The sequence below is a fragment of the Methyloceanibacter sp. genome, assembly GCF_035650995.1.
Classification (GTDB): Bacteria; Pseudomonadota; Alphaproteobacteria; order Rhizobiales; family Methyloligellaceae; genus Methyloceanibacter.
The window spans coordinates 1-17,220 of record NZ_DASRGO010000006.1; the positions used below are offsets into that span (position 1 = coordinate 1).

Consider the following 17,220-nt stretch of genomic DNA (forward strand, 5'->3'; position numbering starts at 1 on the left):
ATCGGCAAGCTCGGCATCACCTGGTCGTGCAACGCCAAGGCCAACGTCCCTTACGACACGTTGAAGGTGATGAGGGACAACGGTCTGCGTCTCCTTCTCGTCGGCTACGAGTCGGGCAACCAGCAGATCCTGCACAACATCAAGAAGGGTATGCGCGTCGACGTCGCCCGCAGGTTCACCAAGGATTGTCACAACCTCGGCATCGTCATTCACGGCACTTTCATCCTCGGGCTGCCCGGCGAGACCAAGGAGACCATCGAGGAGACGATCCGTTTCGCCAGCGAGATCAACCCACACACCATCCAGGTGTCGCTTGCCGCGCCCTACCCCGGCACGTTCCTCTACAACCAGGCGCGCGAGAACGATTGGCTGCACCACGAGGACGAGGAGCTTCTGACCGATCTCGGCACGCAGATCGCGCCGATCTCCTATCCGCATCTCAGCCACACCGAGATCTTCGCGTCGGTCGAGGATTTCTATAAGCGCTTCTATTTCCGCGCGCCGAAGATCGCGGCAATCGTCGGGGAGATGGTGCGGAGCCCGGAGATGATGAAGCGGCGCTTGCGCGAAGGACTCGAGTTCTTCCGCTTCCTGCGTGAGCGGCGCGACCTGCCGGCCTGATTTCAGTCTTCGCTCAATTCGGACGGCGCCGGCTCGGACCGGTTGCCGGAATTCCGCCGGGCTTCTTCTTTCGCTTGCAGAACCGTGCCGCTGAGGATGAGTTGGAGCAGCACGGCCGCCACCAGAACGGCGACGAGAGCGACGCTGAGGAGCGTGCCCGCGCGGTCCAGGCGGGGAACCAAGCGCCGAAGCAAGGTCCCCTCCTCCAGCCATTGCCCGTGTTCCGTCCTGGAGGCGACATCATACTGCATTGCCATTGTCCAGCCGGCGAGCGCGACGGCTATTCCCCCTAGCAAGTCCACGAAGTAGTGGAACCGGAGATACATGGTGGACCACCACAGCACTAGGCATGGCAACAGGTAGAGCCAGAACCGGCGCCGGCCGTGCTGCCAGTCGAAGAGCAGGAGATAAAGCGTCGCCGCTACGTGCACGCTGGGAAACACGTCGATCGCGTTGCTGCCTGCATTTACCGTGGGGAGTGTCCAGTCGAGCAGGAAGGCACCTTCCAGCGGCGTGGCGAAATCCATCCAGCGCCACGGCCCTCCGGCCGGCAGCAGCGTGTAGCCGGTGAAGGCGAGGCCGTACATCGTGAACAGCCCCACGATGCACTTGCGGAACAGCCGCAAGTCGGTCACGCAGTAAACTGCGGGTCCGACCACGAGATAGAAAAAGAAAAAGAGATAGCCGGCCATCGCCAGGTCGGCCAATCCCGGATGGAGCCAGTATTGCCAGGCAAGCGCCGGAGTCTCGCCGACAAGCGCACGGTCCCAGCCGAGCAGCAGGCCGTCGACTTTATCGTTGCCGAGCAGCGGCACGGCCGTTCCCATCGCGTAGAACGAAATGCCCATGATGGCCGGATAGAGCAGGAGCCGCACGCGCCATCGCCAAGGGGTCGGGTTGCGTTCGGTCCAGTAAAAGGCGCCGATCGCCGCGAGCAGGCAGGCGAAAAACACACAGGACCAGGGCTGCGCCACGTTGCCCGCGAACCCCAGGCGCAAGGCTGTGAGGAGCAGGAAGGTGCCGAAGATCCATTCATGCGGCAGCACCGCGCTCAATTTCGCGCGGCGACGTCGTTCGATCGTCTCGCCACTGGCCATCGGCTAAGACTCAAGCTCCCCGCTTTCTTGAGTCGATGAACGTTTCTCTATAGCCGCTCCCTACGCCAGCGCCAACAATTGTGACAGTCCCGACCAGGAGGCGAAGTTGGGTTCTCGTTCGCTTCCTGCGTGAGCGGCGCTGCTCCCCTAACCCTCAATCCTCGGCCGGGTGCGAGAGGGCAGGCTCGCGCGCTCGCGCCGGCCGAGGCGGCGGCTCTTCTCGTGCCTGGCGCGGCGGCCCCATCAGGATTGGCTGAAACAGAACGGCGGCGACGAGCGTGGTGGCAAGCGCAAGGCTCAAAAGCTTGCCCATGCTCGAGGTTCCCGGATGATTGGAGAGCCATAGGCTCGCGAAGGCCGATGCCGTGGTGGCGGCGCTGAACAGCACGGCGCGCGTGAGCGACGAGGCAAGCAGGCTCGTCTCGCCGCCGCGCCAAGCGAGCACATAATAGATCTTGAACGCGACGCCGACGCCGAGCAGCAACGGAAGCGCAATGATGTTGGCAAAGTTGAGCGGGAGGCCGAACAGCACGGTGAGCTCGAGCGTCACGACGCCTGCGAGCAGCAAGGGCACGAGCGTTACCAGAACATCGCTGACGCGGCGGAGCGCCAGGAACAGGGTCAGCGTGATCAACACTAGAGCGAGCGCGCCCGCCTGAAGGAAGGCATGCACGATGGTGTCGGCCGATTCCTGAATGAGGATCGGCGTTCCGGTCGCGTTCGGAGCCACTGCGAGCACCGCCGACGCAAAGCGCCGCATCGTGTCGTTGTCGTTCTGATCGCCTTTCGGCTTCACCTCGACCCGCGCTCGCCCGTCCTTGCCGATCCAATCCTGGCGCAGGTCCTCCGGCAGGCCGGCGAGCGTGACCTGCCGGGGTTGAAGGCTTGCCCTGATCTGATCGAGCCTGAGCTTCAGTCCGCCGAGCAGCGTCGTCTCGACGGAGGCACGCGTTGCCCGATCAGCGTCAGCAAGTGCCTTGAGCGACTTGGCGATGGCATCGCTCGCCTCGCCTCTGCCGCTGGAGAGAAAGTCCGACGCCGCGTCGTTGAGCGCGGCGCGCGTCTCGTCGTCGCTCGGAGGCGTCTTTATTTCCGGCGGGTTGAGCGTCGGATCGAGAATGGAGGCCGTATCGGCGATGATGGCGAGCTTCGCCTCCTGGTCGCTGGGCACGAAGCTTTGCAGGGTGACCGTGCTCGAGACCTCGGGCAGCTGGTCGAGCCGCTTCGCGAGAGAATCAGCGTCTGCGACCGAAGGCGTAAGCACGTTGATCACGTTCGGTGAGGTGTCCGGATCGCGCATCAGGTCGAGCAGGGTCGAGACCGATTCCACCGCGTTGCTGCGCAAGTTCAGCGGATTGAAGTCGAATTTCAGGTCGCGGAACAGGGGAAGCCCCGCCGCCACAGCGAGGACGGCGACGATGAGGATCGGCATGCGGTGGCGCGCCATGAAACGGTCGACTGGAGCGAGCCTCCGATAGCCCACGCCTTCCGGCTCGGGGGGAGGCTTGAGCAGCAGCAGCAACGCGGGCAAGAGCGTGACGCTGATGAGGAAGGCCACGAGCATGCCCGTGCCCGAGATCAGTCCGAGCTCGGATACGCCGCGATAGGCGGTGGGAAGGAAGGCGTAGAAGCCGGCCGCCGTTGCCGTCGCGGCGAGCGTGAGCGGCGTTGCGATCTTCGCCGCGGTCGAGACGAGAGCCGGCTCTAGGTCTCCCTTGTTGTGCCGTTCCTGGCGATAGCGCACCGCGACCTGGATGCCGAAATCGACGCCGATGCCCACGAACAGCACGGCGAACGCAACCGAGATGAGGTTGAGCGCGCCGACAAGGGCAAGGCCGAGCGCGGCGGTGATCGCCAGTCCGGCGAACAGGCAGAGCGTAACCGCGAAGATCAGGCGCTTCGAGCGGAGCGCGATCCACAGGATCAGGAGCACCGCGGCGACCGTGAGCAGCACATTGAGGAGCGCGCCGTCGGCCACGGTGCCGAATTCGTCGTCGGCCATGGCCACGGTGCCGGTCAGGCGGACGCTCACGCCGTGGTCGGCATCGAGACCAAGCTCCTTCGCCGTTTTGCGAATAGTGTCCGAAGCGGCAGCGCCTGGCTGAAGCTCGTCGAAATCGAGCACAGGCTTCACAGTGATGAAGCGTCGAAGCTCGTGCCGTGCCGGCGGCTTGCCCGACATCAGCTCGCCCCAGGAGAAGTCTGCTTGGCGGCCGGCGAGAAGATCGTCGATCGTGGCGGAGAGCCGCTTAAGCGGCGTGGCGAAATCCTTCTCGTCGATCGCACCTTCCGCCTCGCCTTTCGGGATATAGGCGAGCGCTTGCGCGAGGCCGCGCAGAGTGGGATCGGCGGCAAGCGTCCCGAGGAACGGCTGGGCGCGGATGAGCTCGTCGGCGGTGGCTTGCACATCTTCGGTCGAGAGGAACAGAAGGCCGTTATGCTCGAAGAACGGGCCACCCCCGGTCTCGCGCACCGACTGGAAATGGGTGTGGTCGGCGGCAAGAGCTACGGCGAGCCTTTTGGCGCCGTCATCGGCAAGCTCAGGCGTGGTGCCGTCGATCACCACGAGCAGGGTGCTCACCTGTTGCGGAAATGCCGCATCGAGCTCCAATTCGCGCTGGCGCCAGGGGAGGCGCGAAGAGATGAGCTGGCTCGTGTCGGTGTGGATCGCAAAATTTTCCGTGGTGAAGAGCACCGCGGCAACAGTGACCATCAAGTAAATGACGAGCGTCAGCACGGGACGCGCGGTGCATAGTCTGAAGATCCTGAAAATCGCGGACTCGATCATAATCTTGCAGCTGACTTCGCCCCCAATTTCACGAGCATTTCCTGCCTTCTTGCGTCCTTGCCTGAGCCTTAGGCGGGTTTCAGTTCTCCCGATGATCGGCCGGCAAAGATCATGCCGGCGGTTCTAGTGGGAGTGAGGCGGACGTGTCCATCTCCCTCGCCGGGCGCTAAAGGCGCGCCTCTTTCGTTAGATTGAGGCCACCTAGCCGACGAGGCCGTTTTGGCAAGCAATTGCGGCCAATTGTGACACGAGGGCGACCAGCAGGCATCTTGACCGCAAGCCTCGTCGGCGAACTAATGGCGGCAAGGGTGGCAACCGGGCTCGGGGGCCGGTCAATATGAAAGTCATCTTGGCGCAACCGCGCGGCTTCTGTGCCGGCGTGGTGCGCGCAATCGAGATCGTCGAGCGGGCCTTGGAGCGCTACGGCGCGCCGGTCTATGTGCGCCATGAGATCGTCCATAATCGCCACGTGGTGCAGAGCCTGGAAGCCAAGGGCGCCCGCTTCGTCGAGAGCCTGTCCGAGGTGCCGGCAGGAGCCGTCACCATCTTCAGCGCGCACGGGGTCTCGCGCGCCGTCGAGGTCGACGCCGAAAGGCGCGGGCTGTCGGTGCTCGATGCGGTCTGTCCCCTCGTCGCCAAAGTCCATCACGAGGGGCAGCGCTATCTCGACCAAGGTCGCGTCGTCATTTTGATCGGGCACGCCGGGCACCCGGAGATCGAAGGCACCATGGGCCAGCTCAGGGGCGAGGTCCATCTCATCCAGAGCAAGGAGGACGTCGAGACCCTCGACATCCCGCTCGATGCGCCGGTCGCCTACATCACCCAGACCACGCTCAGTGTCGACGACACGCGTGCAACCATCGAGGCGGTCAAGCGGCGATTCAAAGACGTGATCGGGCCCGAGACGCGCGACATCTGCTATGCAACACAAAACCGCCAGACGGCGGTGCGCGAGCTTGCCACCATGGTCGATGTCATCCTCGTGGTCGGCGCCAAGAACAGCTCCAACTCGAACCGCCTGCGCGAGATCGGCGAGGAGTCCGGCGTGCCGAGCTATCTCGTTGCCGACGGCGGCGAGCTCGAGGATGGGTGGTTCGAGGGCAAGACGACGGTCGGATTGACGGCGGGCGCCTCGGCTCCCGAGGTGCTGGTCGACGACGTGGTCGCGGCGCTCGCCCGGTTTGGCCCGATCGAAGTCTCCGCCCTTTCCGGGATGGAGGAAAAGGTCTATTTCCGACTCCCGCGCGAGCTCGTGGACGCTTAAACCGAGACGGGCGCAAGGGGCCGCCCCGCTCGCTTGAGGAAAATGTCAATGGGAATTCCGCTTCGCCAGGCCATGAGCATCGGGGCCTATGTCCTCGGCCAGCACTTGCGCGGCCGGAAGCGCTATCCGCTCGTCCTCATGCTCGAGCCCCTGTTCCGCTGCAACCTCGCCTGTGCCGGCTGCGGCAAGATCGACTACCCCGACAAGATCCTCGATCAGCGCCTCTCGGTGGCGGAATGCATGGAGGCGATCGATGAGTGCGGTGCGCCGGTCGTCGTGCTGGCTGGCGGCGAGCCGCTGCTGCACAAGGAGCTGCCAGAGATCGTCAAGGGCGCGCTCGCCAAGGGCAAATACGTCACCGTCTGCACCAATGCGCTCCTCATGGAGAAGAAGCTCGACCAATATGCGCCGCATGCACGCTTCAACTGGTCGGTCCATCTCGACGGCGACAAGGAAATGCACGACCGCTCGGTGTGCCGCGCCGGCGTCTACGACAAGGCGGTCGCCGCGATCCGCACGGCCAAGGCCAAGGGCTATCGCGTGAACATCAACTGCACTCTGTTCAACGATGCTATTCCCGAGCGGGTCGCCGATTTCTTCGACACCGTGCGGGATCTTGGCGTCGGCGGCATCACGGTGTCGCCCGGTTATGCCTACGAGCGGGCGCCGGACCAGCAGCACTTCCTCAACCGCGCCAAGACCAAGCAGCTCTTCCGCGACATCTTTCGCCGCGAAAAGGGCCGACGCAAATGGCCGCTGTTCCAGTCGGGGCTATTCCTCGACTTCCTCGCCGGCAACCAGACTTATCATTGCACGCCGTGGGGCAATCCGACCCGCACCGTGTTCGGATGGCAGAGGCCCTGCTACCTGCTCGGCGAAGGCTACGCCAGGACCTTCAAGGAGCTGATGGAGGACACGGCGTGGGACCGCTACGGCACCGGAAACTACGAGAAATGCGCCGACTGCATGGTGCATAGCGGCTTCGAGGCGTCGGCGGTGGTCGATGCGGTGAAGAAGCCGTGGAAGGTGGCGGCAGTCGCGCTCACCGGCATCAAGACCGAGGGAGCGATGGCGCCGGAGATTCCGCTCGACGGACAGAGGCCCGCCGAATACGTGTTCTCGCGGCACGTCGAACAGAGGCTAGCCGAGATCGCCGAGGCCGAGGCGCGGACCGAGAAGGTCGCTGCAGCGGAGTAGCGCGGCAAAGGCTCGCCTCGTATCGAAGGCAAGCCCCATAAGTCCCCGTAACTGAGTCGGATTTCGCGCGAGCGAGGCGAGCACCGCGCCGACGTCGATCTCGCCGTCCTGACGCAGGCCGACGAGCGCCGCGGGCGGAAGCGGCCGCTCGACCGGGTCGGCGATCACGCGGAGCACGGCGAAGGGGAGGTTATGCCGCGCCGCAAGCTCGGCGGCGATGTGGCTCTCCATGTCGGCCGCGACGGCTTGCGTCCTGCCATGAAGCGCGAGCTTCTCGGCGGGTTCAACAAGGGCCCTTGCGACCCCGGCGATCGGCGCATACTCGGCCTTCGCAAGCTGCGACCTCAGCGCGGCGGTCCAGCGCCTGGTGACGGCGTAGCGGGTACGGTCGCTCTCCGAGACCACTTCGCTTGCGACGACGCAGGTTCCCGCGTCGAGGCCGGGTGCCAGCCCCGCGGCGATGCCGAAGCTGATGATCGCCCGTCCGCCGCGCGCAATCTGTTCCTGGATCAGGCCGCCTAGGCGCCGCGCGCCCCCGCCGCCTGCGACCGTCCTCACCCCTGCCGACCGCGCAGCGATGCGCGCCTCGGCACGCAAGCCTCCGACGGCGATGACGAATCCCTGATGTCCGCTTGCCTCGCTCACATGCCGACCAGGACGGAAGTGGTGTTGGCAGATTTCAAATTGCGGTAGCGCGCGAGCGCCCATAGCGGGAAAAATTTCGCGTAGCCGTGATAGCGGAGATAAAACACGCGCGGGAAGCCGGTCGCGGTGAAATAGGGCTCGGTCCAGAACCCATCCTCGCCCTGGTTGTGCAAGAGATAGGCGACGCCTTTGGCAACCGCCGGATGATCCACCTCGCCGGCCGCCATCAGCGCGAGCAGCGCCCACGCCGTCTGTGATGCGGTACTCGGCGCTCTCTCGTAGCCGCGATAATCGAGCTTGTAGCTGTCGCCCGCCTCGCCCCAGCCGCCGTCGTCATTCTGAATCGACGCAAGCCATTGCACTGCCTTGCGAAAGGCGGGCGTTGAGGGGTTAAGCCGCGCGGCGTTCAGCGCGCACAGCACCGACCAGGTGCCGTAGATGTAGTTCATGCCCCAGCGGCCGTACCAGCTCCCATCCGGCTTCTGGGTTCGCAGCAAATAAGCGATGCCTTTGTCGAGCGCCTCGTCCTTGCCCACGCTCGCGCCGAGCTGCGCCAGCATCGAAACGCAGCGCGCGGTCACGTCCTCGGTCGGCGGATCGAGCAGGGCCCCGTGATCGGCGAAGGGGATTTCGTTCAGATAGTAATATTCGTTGTCGGCGTCGAAGGCGGCCCAGCCGCCGTTCTTGCTCTGCATGCCGAGGACCCATTGGCGCGCGCGGTCGATCGCGCTCGCGAAGCCATCGCGGCGCCCGGCCGGAATACGCGGAGCGCTCCTGTCCATGGCCATGACCACGACGGCGGTGTCGTCGAGATCGGGGTAATGCGGATTGGCGTATTGGAAGGCCCAGCCGCCCGGCCGCACGTTCGGCCGCGCCGAGGCCCAATCGCCGGCCGTGTCGAGGACCTGAAGCGGACGGAGCCATTCGAGGCTTGCGAGGCACCGCCGCTCGCAGTCCTCGCCGCCCACTTCGAGCAGCGTGTGCGCGGTGAGCGCCGTGTCCCATACCGGCGAGAGGCAAGGCTGGCAGTAGGCCTCGTCGTCCTTGATCACGAGCAGCTTCTCGATCGAGGCGCGCGCGGTCTTGACCCTCGGGTCGTCAGCAGGGATGCCGAGCGCATCGAACATCAGAAGCGCGTTCACCATCGCAGGAAAAATCGCGCCGAGCCCGTCCTCGCCGTTGAGCCGTTCGGTCACGAAGGTTTCGGCGCGCCGAATCGCGCGTGAACGACTCGCCTTGGGAAAATAGGTCTCGGTCGCGCGCAGCACTTGGTCGATGGCGCCGAAAACGCCGGACCAGGCGCTATTTTGGTGCGCGCCCTTGGGCCAGTGCTTGACCTCCGACGGCGCCGTCACGAACAGCTCGTCGATGCGCACACCCTTGGCGTTGACCGCGCGCGGCTTGAGCGCGTTCAGCACCATCAGCGGCACGAGCACGGTGCGCGCCCAGTAGGACATTTTGTCGAGATGGAAGGGGAACCAGCGCGGCAAAAGCATGATCTCGACCGGCATGACGGGGACGCCGCGCCAAGGGATCGCGCCATAGAGTGCGAGCAGGTTGCGCGTGAACACGTTGCTGTTGGCGGCGCCGCCATGATCGAGAATCCAGACACGCGCCCGCGCCATGTGCCGGTCATCGATGGCGTCGCCGATCATCTTCAAAGCGAAATAGGCTTTGACGCTCGCACTGACGTCGGAGCGGCCCGCATGGAACAGCGGCCAGCCGCCATCGTCGGATTGGATACGGCGGAGATAGCGCGCGATCTTGGCCTCGAGCAAAGCGTCGACCGGTTCGCCGCGGTAATGGCGCATCAGCACGTATTCGGCCGGGATCGTAGCATCGGCCTCCAACTCGAAGACGAAGTGCCCGTCGTCGCGCTGAAGGGCGCAAAGGGCCCGCGTCGCCGCGCCGATCGCGGCATCGAGGGCGCCACTCGTGCCGGCAGCCGTTGCCTTCGTTTCCTTCGCGATCAGATTCACGGCGTGCGTCTCCTTCCCTTGCCGTTCAGGCCCTGCCGCGACTTAGCGAGGACCAAACTCGCGGCCGTCTTGCCGGAGCAAATCGCGCCTTCGATGGTGGCGGGAAGCCCGGTCGCCGTCCAGTCGCCGGCAAGATAGAGGTTGGAGAGCCGGGTCTTGGGGCCCGGGCGTTTGGCATTCTCCTCGGGAAGTGCGGCAAAGGTGGCGCGACGTTCCTTGACGATGTGCCATGGCGGCATGGCACGCTCGGCTCCGATGAGCTTCGCAATATCGCTCCAGATCGCCTCCGCAAGCTCCTCGCGCGCAGTTTCGATGAAGCGATCGGCCGCGCTGATGGTGGCCGAAATCCGGTCGGGATAGGCGAACAACCACTCGGCCGTGCCGTTGACGATGCCAAGCAGACGCGGGAAGCCGTCAGGGGGCGCCACTTTGAAATGCGCGTTGACGATGGCCCGGAACCTACCCGGCCCTTGAAGCCCCGGAACGAGCAGGCGCGCGACGGCGGCCGGGACGGCCAGAACGACATCGTCGCCCGGAGCAAGTTCGATACTGTCATCGCTGAAATCGAGTGATTGCGCCCTATCGCCCGCAATTTCGATGCGGCGAAGCTGATGCATAAAGCAGACCTTCGCGCCGTTCCGATCGAGATAAGAGAGTGCGGGATCGATGAAGGCCGAGCCCAATCCCTCCGAAGCAATGAGCGGGTGGCAGGCACGGCCGCCCCGCGCCAAGGTCTTGCGCAAGATCGCGCTCGCAAGAAGCGCAGAAGCCTCGCGCGGCTCGGTGTTGAGCGCGGCAAGGAACAGCGGCCGCGACAGCCGCTCGTAGAGAATGCCGCTACAATCGATGATCTTGTCCAGGCTCTCGTCGGCGCCGGGCTTGAGCAGCCGCAGCATCGACAAATAATCGAGCGGCCTCGTGCCCGGCACCCGGCGATCCTTGACGAAGATCCACCAAGGGATCGGGCCCTCATTCGGGTGCAGGGTCCAGCTCTCTCCCGACGTCAAATCGGCGAACGCGAATTTCGCTTCGTTGGGACCGGCAAGCTTGCCTTTGCTGCCAATTGTCTCAAGGAAGGAAAGCGCCGCATCGTTGGCGGAGAGCAGGAGATGATTGCCGTTGTCGATGTTGAGACCGAGTGCCGGCTCGAAATAAGAACGGCAGCGGCCGCCGGCGTGACGGGCAAGCTCGTGCACGACCACGTCACCGCCGGAGTCGACCAGGGACACCGCAGCGGAAAGACCGGCGAGGCCGGCGCCGATGATGTGGACAGTGCCGCTTGCCATCACACGATGCCGTAGAGCAAAACGGCCCACAGGAATTGCAGCTTGGACGGGCGAACGTCGACGCGCGGCGCAGTCCAGCCGCGCTTCACGAGCTTTTCGAGCAGCGCGCGATAAACCGAGGCCATGATACGCGGGGAGCGCACGCTTTTCCGATCGCAGCGTTTCATCACCGCCGAGGCCTCGGCGAAATGCCGCCTGGCGCGCACCGCCAGCGCGCCGCACGCCTCGGCGAGGCGAGGATTCGCCAAGACCTTGCCGACGTCGCGGTCGGCAATCCCGGCATTGGCCAGCACCTCCTTGGGCAGATAGAGCCGGCCCATCGCTCCGTCCTGATCGAGGTCCCTCAGGATATTGGTCATCTGCAGCGCGCGGCCGAGATGGTGGGACAGTAAGCGCCCCTTTTCATCGTCGATGCCAAAGATCCTGACCGAGAGCCGCCCGACCGCGGAAGCGACGCGGTCGCAATAGAGATCGAGCGCCTCCCAATCGGGAGCTTGGATGTTCCGCTTCACGTCCATCTCCATGCCGGCGATGACGGCGAGAAAATCCTCCTGCTTCAGTCCGAACTTTGCCACTGGATCGGCGAGACCTTCGGTCAGCGGTGTCGTCCCCTGGCCGGCATAAAGGCGCGCGAGGTCGCCGCGCCAGCGGTCGAGCATGGCGATGCGGGCAGCGCGCGGGCCGCCATCGTCGGCGATGTCGTCAACGGCGCGGCAGAAGGCATAGACCTCGTACATGGCCCGCCGCCGCTCGGGCGGGAGGATGCGCATGGCGAGGTAGAAGGAGCTTCCCCGGGCGATGGGCCGGCGGGGAGGGCTTGCGGGTCTCTTGATCTCGATCTCGTTCATGACCCCGCACCCGAATGTGGGACCCACGACGGTTTGAAGAGGCGCGAGGCGAGAGTGCCAATTGCGCCGCGCGCGACCTCTGCAGCAGCGGCGGTCTTGGCGAGATGCACCCTCTCGCTCAAGGGATCGTGAACCATCAGAATGCCGATCAGCCGGTGCGCGAGCCCGACAATCGCTCCGGTCTCGAGGCCGAGGCGGACATCGCGCACGGCGAGCGGGAGCTTCGAAGCCTCGGGCATAAGCTCGGCCGTCCTTGCGACGACGGCGCGCAGCGAGGCAAGTAGCGCGGGCGATGCGTGCGCGTCAGCGAGCGCCGCCACGTCCGTCCCGTGCGCTGTCAGGATATCGAGCGGGAGATAGACGCGGTCGAGCTCGCGATAATCCTTGGCGCAATCCTGCACGTGGTTGATCACTTGCAGCGCCGAGCAGAGCGGATCGGAATAGGCCCAGATCGATTCGCTCTCGCCGTGCAGATCGAGCACGAAGCGGCCGACCGGCATGGCCGAATAGCGACAATAGTGCATGAGCTCGTCCCAGTCGGCGTAGCGCTGCTTGGTCACGTCGGCGCGAAAGGCGGTGAGAAGATCGAGCGGATGGGTGGCGGCTAATCCCATCTCGGCGAGCGAGCGCCTGAGCGGGAGCGCCGCCGTGGCGCTGTCCGACTTGCCGAGCAGCGTCGCCTCGAGCGCGTCGAGTCGGGCGAACTTCGCGTCCTCGGACAGGCTTGGGTGGTCGGCGATGTCGTCGGCGGCGCGCGCGAAGCGATAGAAGTTCAGCACATGCCGACGGAGATGCGGCGCGATCAGGCGCGAGGCCACGGGGAAGTTCTCGCCGTGCTCGTCCTTGCTCGCATCGATTTCGGGCGCGATGGTCATCGCTTCGCCGCAAGCGCTTGACTGCGTCCCTTCCATGCCCCGCCCCTGCCCCGCCAATGCTGGTATGCCGAGTCCAGCGTGAATACCAAATATGCCGCGGCCATCGCCGGTAAGGCGACAGCCCAGAGCGCCGACCGGCGATAGAACCGCAAGATCGGCAAAAAGCTTAGCATCATCAAGGCGAAAGCCACGGCGGCGAGAATATTGGCCGGAAATGGCGCGAAACACGCGGCAATTGGCGGGAAAATAAAGGTCAAAACCATGCCGATTGCGGTCCCCGCGAGCCGCAACGGGGAATAGTCGAGTTCGGCGTAGGCCGAGCGGGCGACCATGCGGCGGATGTCGCCAAAGCGGGGATAGATCCGCGAGCTCCTGACGTCGGAGGCAAGGCCGAGCCAGATCGGGCCCTCACCCTTCAGCAGCCTGGCGAGCGCGCAATCGTCGATCAGCGCCGAGCGGATCTTGGCAATGCCCCCGGCCTTGGCGAGGGCGCGCCGGTCGACCAGCATCACGCCTCCGGCCGCGGCCGCAGTCTTGCTCTCGGCACGGTTCACCCAGGCGAAGGGATAGAGCATCTGGAAGAAATAGACGAAGGCCGGGATCAGCGCGCGCTCGGGCAAGCTCTCGCAATTGAGCTTCACCATGAGCGAGGTGAGCACGGTGCGCGAAGCCTTGGCGCGCGCGACGAGTCGAGCCACCGCATCGGGCGGATAGTCGATATCGGCGTCGGTGAGAAGAAGGTAGTCGGGGGGCGGCACCATCCTCTCGGCATGGGCGATGCCTTGCTGCATCGCCCACACTTTCCCGGTCCAGCCGCCAGGCAGCGGCGCGCCTTGAAGCACTGAGATCTCGACATCGGACGCCGCGGCAGCTTTGCGCGCGAGCACCCCGGTGCCGTCGGTCGAGTCGTCATCGACCACGACGACGGCGAACTTGCCCGGATAGTCTTGCGCCGAGAGCGATGCGAGCGTGCGCGGCAAAGCGAGCGCCTCGTTGCGCGCCGGGATGACGGCGACGACGCCCGGCCAGTTGGCGCCTTCCGGAAGGTTCGGGCGGTTGCGATCCTCGCGCTCGGCGGCGAGCCAGAAGAAGCCGCGAAACAAGACGAGGTAGACCCAGATGCCGAGGGCGAGCGCGGCGATGACGAGAGTGGCGCTCACGAGAGATAGCCCGCGGACCGGAACCAGTCGATGGCGTCGCGAATGGCCTCCTCGGCGGCGCGCGGCCGGTAGCCTAGCTCGCGTTCCGCCTTGGCCGAGGTGAAGTACATGAGGTATTCGGACATCCGGAGCCCATCGACGGTGACGAACGGCTCGCGCCCGGTGAGCCGCGCAAGAGCCTCGGCGGCGTAGGCGATCGGATAGAGCGGCCAGCGCGGCAGGCTGAGGCGGGGTGGCGTGCGGCCAACGAGGCGCGCGATGCGGGCGAGAAGCTCGGCCAGGGTCATGTTCTCGCCGCCGAGAATATAGCGCTCGCCGATCCGCCCCTTGCGCAGGGCAAGGAGATGGCCGGCGGCGACATCGTCGACATGAACGATGTTGAGCCCGGTATCGACGAAGGCAGGGATGCGACCCGAAGCCGCTTCGAGGATCATGCGGCCGGTCGGCGTGGGACGAAGGTCGCGCGGCCCGACCGGAGCGGAAGGATTGACGATGACGGCCGGCAGCCCGTCGCCCACCATGACTTCGACCAGGCGCTCGGCGGCGACCTTGCTCTTCTTATAGGCGCCGATCGCCTCATCCTCGGAGAGCGCGCTCGTCTCGTCGGCGGGCTTGCCATCGGGGAGCGGCTTCAGCGTGGCGACGCTTGAGGTGTAAACGATGCGCTCCGCGCCCGCTCCGGCCGCGGCCTCCATGACGGTGCGCGTCCCCTCGACATTGGCGCGCATGATGTCCTCGGGGTCGGGCGCCCACAGCCGGTAATCGGCGGCGACGTGGAACACGTAGCGCGCGCCTTGCGCCGCGTCCCGGACGGCATCCGCATCGCGCATGTCGCCTTCGGCAAGCTCGATATCGAGGCCGTCGAGATTGGTCTTTGGCGAGCTTCGCCGCGCGAGTGCGCGGACGCGGAGGCCGTCAGAGAGCAGCGCTCTCACGACCGCCGATCCGACGAAGCCCGTCGCTCCGGTGACCAAGGCGAGATCGGGATTGGGCACGACGCATCACCCGCTTGAGCCGTTCCTCCGGGGCGCTGTTTAGCAGGTCTTGGGGCTTGTCATGAGTGGATGTTTGTGGGCCCCAGCGGGTCACTCCACGCGGGTCCAGGTCTGGCTCCGGCCGAAAATTTCGAGCCCGACATAGCCGCGCACGGTGAGCTTGGTCCCGTCGGGGCTGAGACGCATGGTGGCGTGGTAGATCTTGCCCGTCTCGGGGTCGAGGATGGTGCCATCCTCGTAATCGAGCCCCGATTGCTTCATGCCCTCGATGAAAACGAGGCCGAGGATGGGGCGATTGCGCTTGTCTCCCGGGCACTCGGTGCAGATCGGGTTCGGGTCATCGCCGGGATCGAGGAACAGCCGCGACAGCCTGCCGACATAGACGCCGTCCTCCTCGCTGATGGTGACGAGAGCGCCCACCTTGCCGTCGTCGCCGACCTGCTGCCAAACACCCGCGGCGGTCGGCGTCTTTTCATCGACCCCGGCGATGGCGGGGAGCTTCGGCGAAAGAAGGCAAAGACCGAGGGCGGCAATGAAAATTATGCGTCTCATATTGCTCGGGGATCGGTTTGAGGTTTCGTTGGGTCCGGGTCTTGCCACCCAATTCTGTTGATTTGATGCCGGCCCTTCAAGCGGAAGGTCTTTCGCCTCGTCATACGCCGGGAAAGCCGCTTCCGTTCCGCCTAGCCTTTGGCTATGACCCGGCGATGACGCTCATGCCGAAGCCCGCCCTCGCGTTGCGCCGTTCCGTTGCAGGGTTTGCGCTCCTGATCGCCCTCTTCGCGGCCGGCCAGGTCTCGGCGCAGCAGGCCAAGGCTCCGCCGCCAAAGGTGACAGCGTCCTCGGTGTTCGTCGTCAACGCCGACACCGGCCAGGTTCTCTACCAGAGGAACCCGGACAAGGAATATCGAATCCTCAGCATCACCAAACTGATCACGGCCTATGTGCTGATGCAGCGGTTGGACGGAGAGCTGTCCGACGAGGTGACCGTCACCCAGGCCTATCTCGTTCCCGGCTCGACCGCAGGGCTTCGCAAGGGCGACATGTGGAGCTTGCGCGACCTGCTCTACGGGATGCTGCTCGTCTCCGGCAACGACGCGGCGCTCGCCATCGCCGATTACACCGGCAGCAAAATGCTCGCCGGCGAGAAGAAGCGCGGCAGCGGCATCAAACGCTTCGTCGAGGAGATGAATGCGACCGCGGTCGCGCTCGGCGCCGAGCATACCAAATTCGCCGATCCTTACGGCATCTCGCCGGTGAACGCGTCAACGGCGCGCGACGTGGCGACGATCGGAAGCGTGGTGTTTCGCGATCAGCGCCTCCTGCCCTTCTGGCGATGCGCCCACCGCACGGTCAGCGTCGGCGGACCACAGGCGCGGACAGTGGCGATCGACAGCACGATCGAGATGCTCGGCGAGGACAATATCCTCGGCGCCAAGACCGGGTCCTATGTCGGCAAGAACCTCTATCACCTGGTGGCGGGGTGGCGGGCGCCGAGCGGGGCGACCGTCGTCGCCGTCGTGCTCGGCGCCGCCGATCATCCCTCGCGCTACAGCGACATGCGGACCATCCTCGCCGCGCTGCCCCAGGATTTTCCCGAGTTCGCCGTGCCCGCCACCTCGTCGGTGGCGCCGGCCGAAACCTGCCAGCCCTGACGCCGTCCGTCAGACTCTGAACGCGAAAAAGAACCGGGCCGGCTTTGCGGTCCGGCCCGTTTCAGGCATCAGTCCCGCCTTAGCCTTGTTTGGGCGCGGGCACCCAGACCTTCTTGCCGCTATCGTAGACGTAGCCGGGCGCAGTCTGGAGCGCCTCCTTGGTGGTCTCGAGCACGAGGTAGCGGCTGCCGTCTTTCTCCGCGACCTTGAGCGAGGTAAAGGGCACCGCGACATATTTTTGGCCGACGCCGAGGAAGCCGCCGACGCCGATGATCACGGCGTTGATCTTGCCGCTGTCATCGAGCAGCATGTCGTTGACGGTGCCGATACTCGTCTCGCGGTTGTCGTAGACGCTCTGATTGTAATAGTCGCTGATGGGAAGCGCGCCACCAGGCAGCAACCCGATATCGGAACGCGCCGTCGTCTCGTCCGAAGGCGCCGCGGCTTGACCGCTAGGAGCGGCACCGGGCTGCTCAGCCGGCTCGGACTGAGCGGCACTAGGCGGAGCGAGATCGGGCTTGGCCGCATTGGGCTCGGCCGGCTCGGACTGGGCGGCGCTTGGCGCAGCGAGGCCAGGCTGAGCGGCATCCGACTGAGCCGCGCCAGGTTCAGTCATGCCCGGCTGAGCCAAGGCGGCCCCGCCAGGCTCAGGTGCCGGCGGCTGCATGAGGTCGGGTTGAGCGGAGTTCGGCTCGACCGCATCGTCTGCGGCAAGAGCCGGAGCGCCCGCGAGCAAAAGCGCAAGCGCTGTGGATGCAAGAAGATGCTTCATGGGGTTACTCCGAGGCTAGTTGAGTTCTTTGCCCGCCC

The 17,220-nt window shown here is 65.3% G+C and carries 15 protein-coding genes; 4 read left to right on the top strand and 11 right to left on the bottom strand.

Features of this window, described 5'->3' with window-relative positions:
- A partial coding sequence (locus VFB18_RS00375) for a radical SAM protein (protein ID WP_324970293.1) occupies positions 1-621 on the top strand: 621 nt, incomplete at its 5' end.
- Between the two features lie 2 nt (positions 622-623).
- Here VFB18_RS00375 and VFB18_RS00380 read toward each other — a convergent pair.
- Both VFB18_RS00380 and VFB18_RS00385 read right to left on the bottom strand, forming a co-directional pair.
- Entirely contained in the window at positions 624-1,718 is a 1,095-nt protein-coding gene (locus tag VFB18_RS00380; protein WP_324970294.1) for a phosphatase PAP2 family protein, read from the bottom strand.
- A gap of 154 nt (positions 1,719-1,872) precedes the next feature.
- The gene (locus VFB18_RS00385) at positions 1,873-4,506 is read right to left on the bottom strand and encodes an MMPL family transporter (protein ID WP_324970295.1); all 2,634 of its coding nucleotides are present in this window, start codon (positions 4,504-4,506) and stop codon (positions 1,873-1,875) included.
- A gap of 337 nt (positions 4,507-4,843) precedes the next feature.
- Between VFB18_RS00385 and ispH the strand changes: the two genes are divergently transcribed.
- Together ispH and hpnH are read left to right on the top strand one after the other, a co-directional pair.
- Complete coding sequence (ispH, locus tag VFB18_RS00390; protein ID WP_324970296.1) at positions 4,844-5,770, top strand: 4-hydroxy-3-methylbut-2-enyl diphosphate reductase; 927 nt, start codon at positions 4,844-4,846, stop codon at positions 5,768-5,770.
- A 48-nt stretch (positions 5,771-5,818) separates the two neighbouring features.
- Entirely contained in the window at positions 5,819-6,967 is a 1,149-nt protein-coding gene (gene hpnH, locus VFB18_RS00395) for an adenosyl-hopene transferase HpnH (protein WP_324970297.1), read from the top strand.
- Here the strand turns inward: hpnH and VFB18_RS00400 are convergent.
- The 8 genes from VFB18_RS00400 to VFB18_RS00435 form a co-directional block, all read right to left on the bottom strand.
- A complete protein-coding gene (locus VFB18_RS00400; RefSeq protein WP_324970298.1) occupies positions 6,911-7,612 on the bottom strand; it encodes a phosphorylase in 702 nt (233 codons plus the stop codon). The genes hpnH and VFB18_RS00400 overlap by 57 nt on opposite strands.
- Positions 7,609-9,591 carry a squalene--hopene cyclase gene (gene shc / locus VFB18_RS00405; RefSeq protein WP_324970299.1) on the bottom strand — a complete coding sequence of 661 codons (1,983 nt, stop codon included), beginning with the start codon at positions 9,589-9,591 and terminating at the stop codon, positions 7,609-7,611. Before shc ends, VFB18_RS00400 begins: the two co-directional genes overlap by 4 nt.
- Positions 9,588-10,877, bottom strand: coding sequence for a hydroxysqualene dehydroxylase HpnE (gene hpnE, locus VFB18_RS00410; protein WP_324970300.1), 1,290 nt, complete (start codon positions 10,875-10,877; stop codon positions 9,588-9,590). Before hpnE ends, shc begins: the two co-directional genes overlap by 4 nt.
- Positions 10,877-11,725 (bottom strand): presqualene diphosphate synthase HpnD, encoded by an 849-nt coding sequence (gene hpnD / locus VFB18_RS00415; RefSeq protein WP_324970301.1) that lies wholly within the window; start codon positions 11,723-11,725, stop codon positions 10,877-10,879. The genes hpnE and hpnD overlap by 1 nt, the downstream gene beginning before the upstream one ends.
- Positions 11,722-12,600, bottom strand: coding sequence for a squalene synthase HpnC (gene hpnC, locus VFB18_RS00420; protein ID WP_414675613.1), 879 nt, complete (start codon positions 12,598-12,600; stop codon positions 11,722-11,724). The genes hpnD and hpnC overlap by 4 nt, the downstream gene beginning before the upstream one ends.
- Entirely contained in the window at positions 12,597-13,760 is a 1,164-nt protein-coding gene (locus tag VFB18_RS00425) for a glycosyltransferase (protein WP_324970303.1), read from the bottom strand. Before VFB18_RS00425 ends, hpnC begins: the two co-directional genes overlap by 4 nt.
- Positions 13,757-14,755: a hopanoid-associated sugar epimerase gene (gene hpnA, locus VFB18_RS00430; protein WP_324970304.1), complete on the bottom strand. Its 999-nt coding sequence runs from the start codon at positions 14,753-14,755 to the stop codon at positions 13,757-13,759. The genes VFB18_RS00425 and hpnA overlap by 4 nt, the downstream gene beginning before the upstream one ends.
- A 90-nt stretch (positions 14,756-14,845) precedes the next feature.
- Positions 14,846-15,307, bottom strand: coding sequence for a DUF2147 domain-containing protein (locus tag VFB18_RS00435; RefSeq protein WP_324970305.1), 462 nt, complete (start codon positions 15,305-15,307; stop codon positions 14,846-14,848).
- A gap of 164 nt (positions 15,308-15,471) precedes the next feature.
- Here VFB18_RS00435 and VFB18_RS00440 point away from each other — a divergent pair, with 164 nt between their 5' ends.
- Entirely contained in the window at positions 15,472-16,410 is a 939-nt protein-coding gene (locus VFB18_RS00440; protein ID WP_324970306.1) for a D-alanyl-D-alanine carboxypeptidase family protein, read from the top strand.
- A gap of 79 nt (positions 16,411-16,489) precedes the next feature.
- Here the strand turns inward: VFB18_RS00440 and VFB18_RS00445 are convergent, their stop codons facing one another.
- On the bottom strand, positions 16,490-17,182 hold the full coding sequence (locus VFB18_RS00445) for a PRC-barrel domain-containing protein (protein ID WP_324970307.1): 693 nt from the start codon (positions 17,180-17,182) through the stop codon (positions 16,490-16,492).
- Positions 17,183-17,220: the final 38 nt, after the last annotated feature.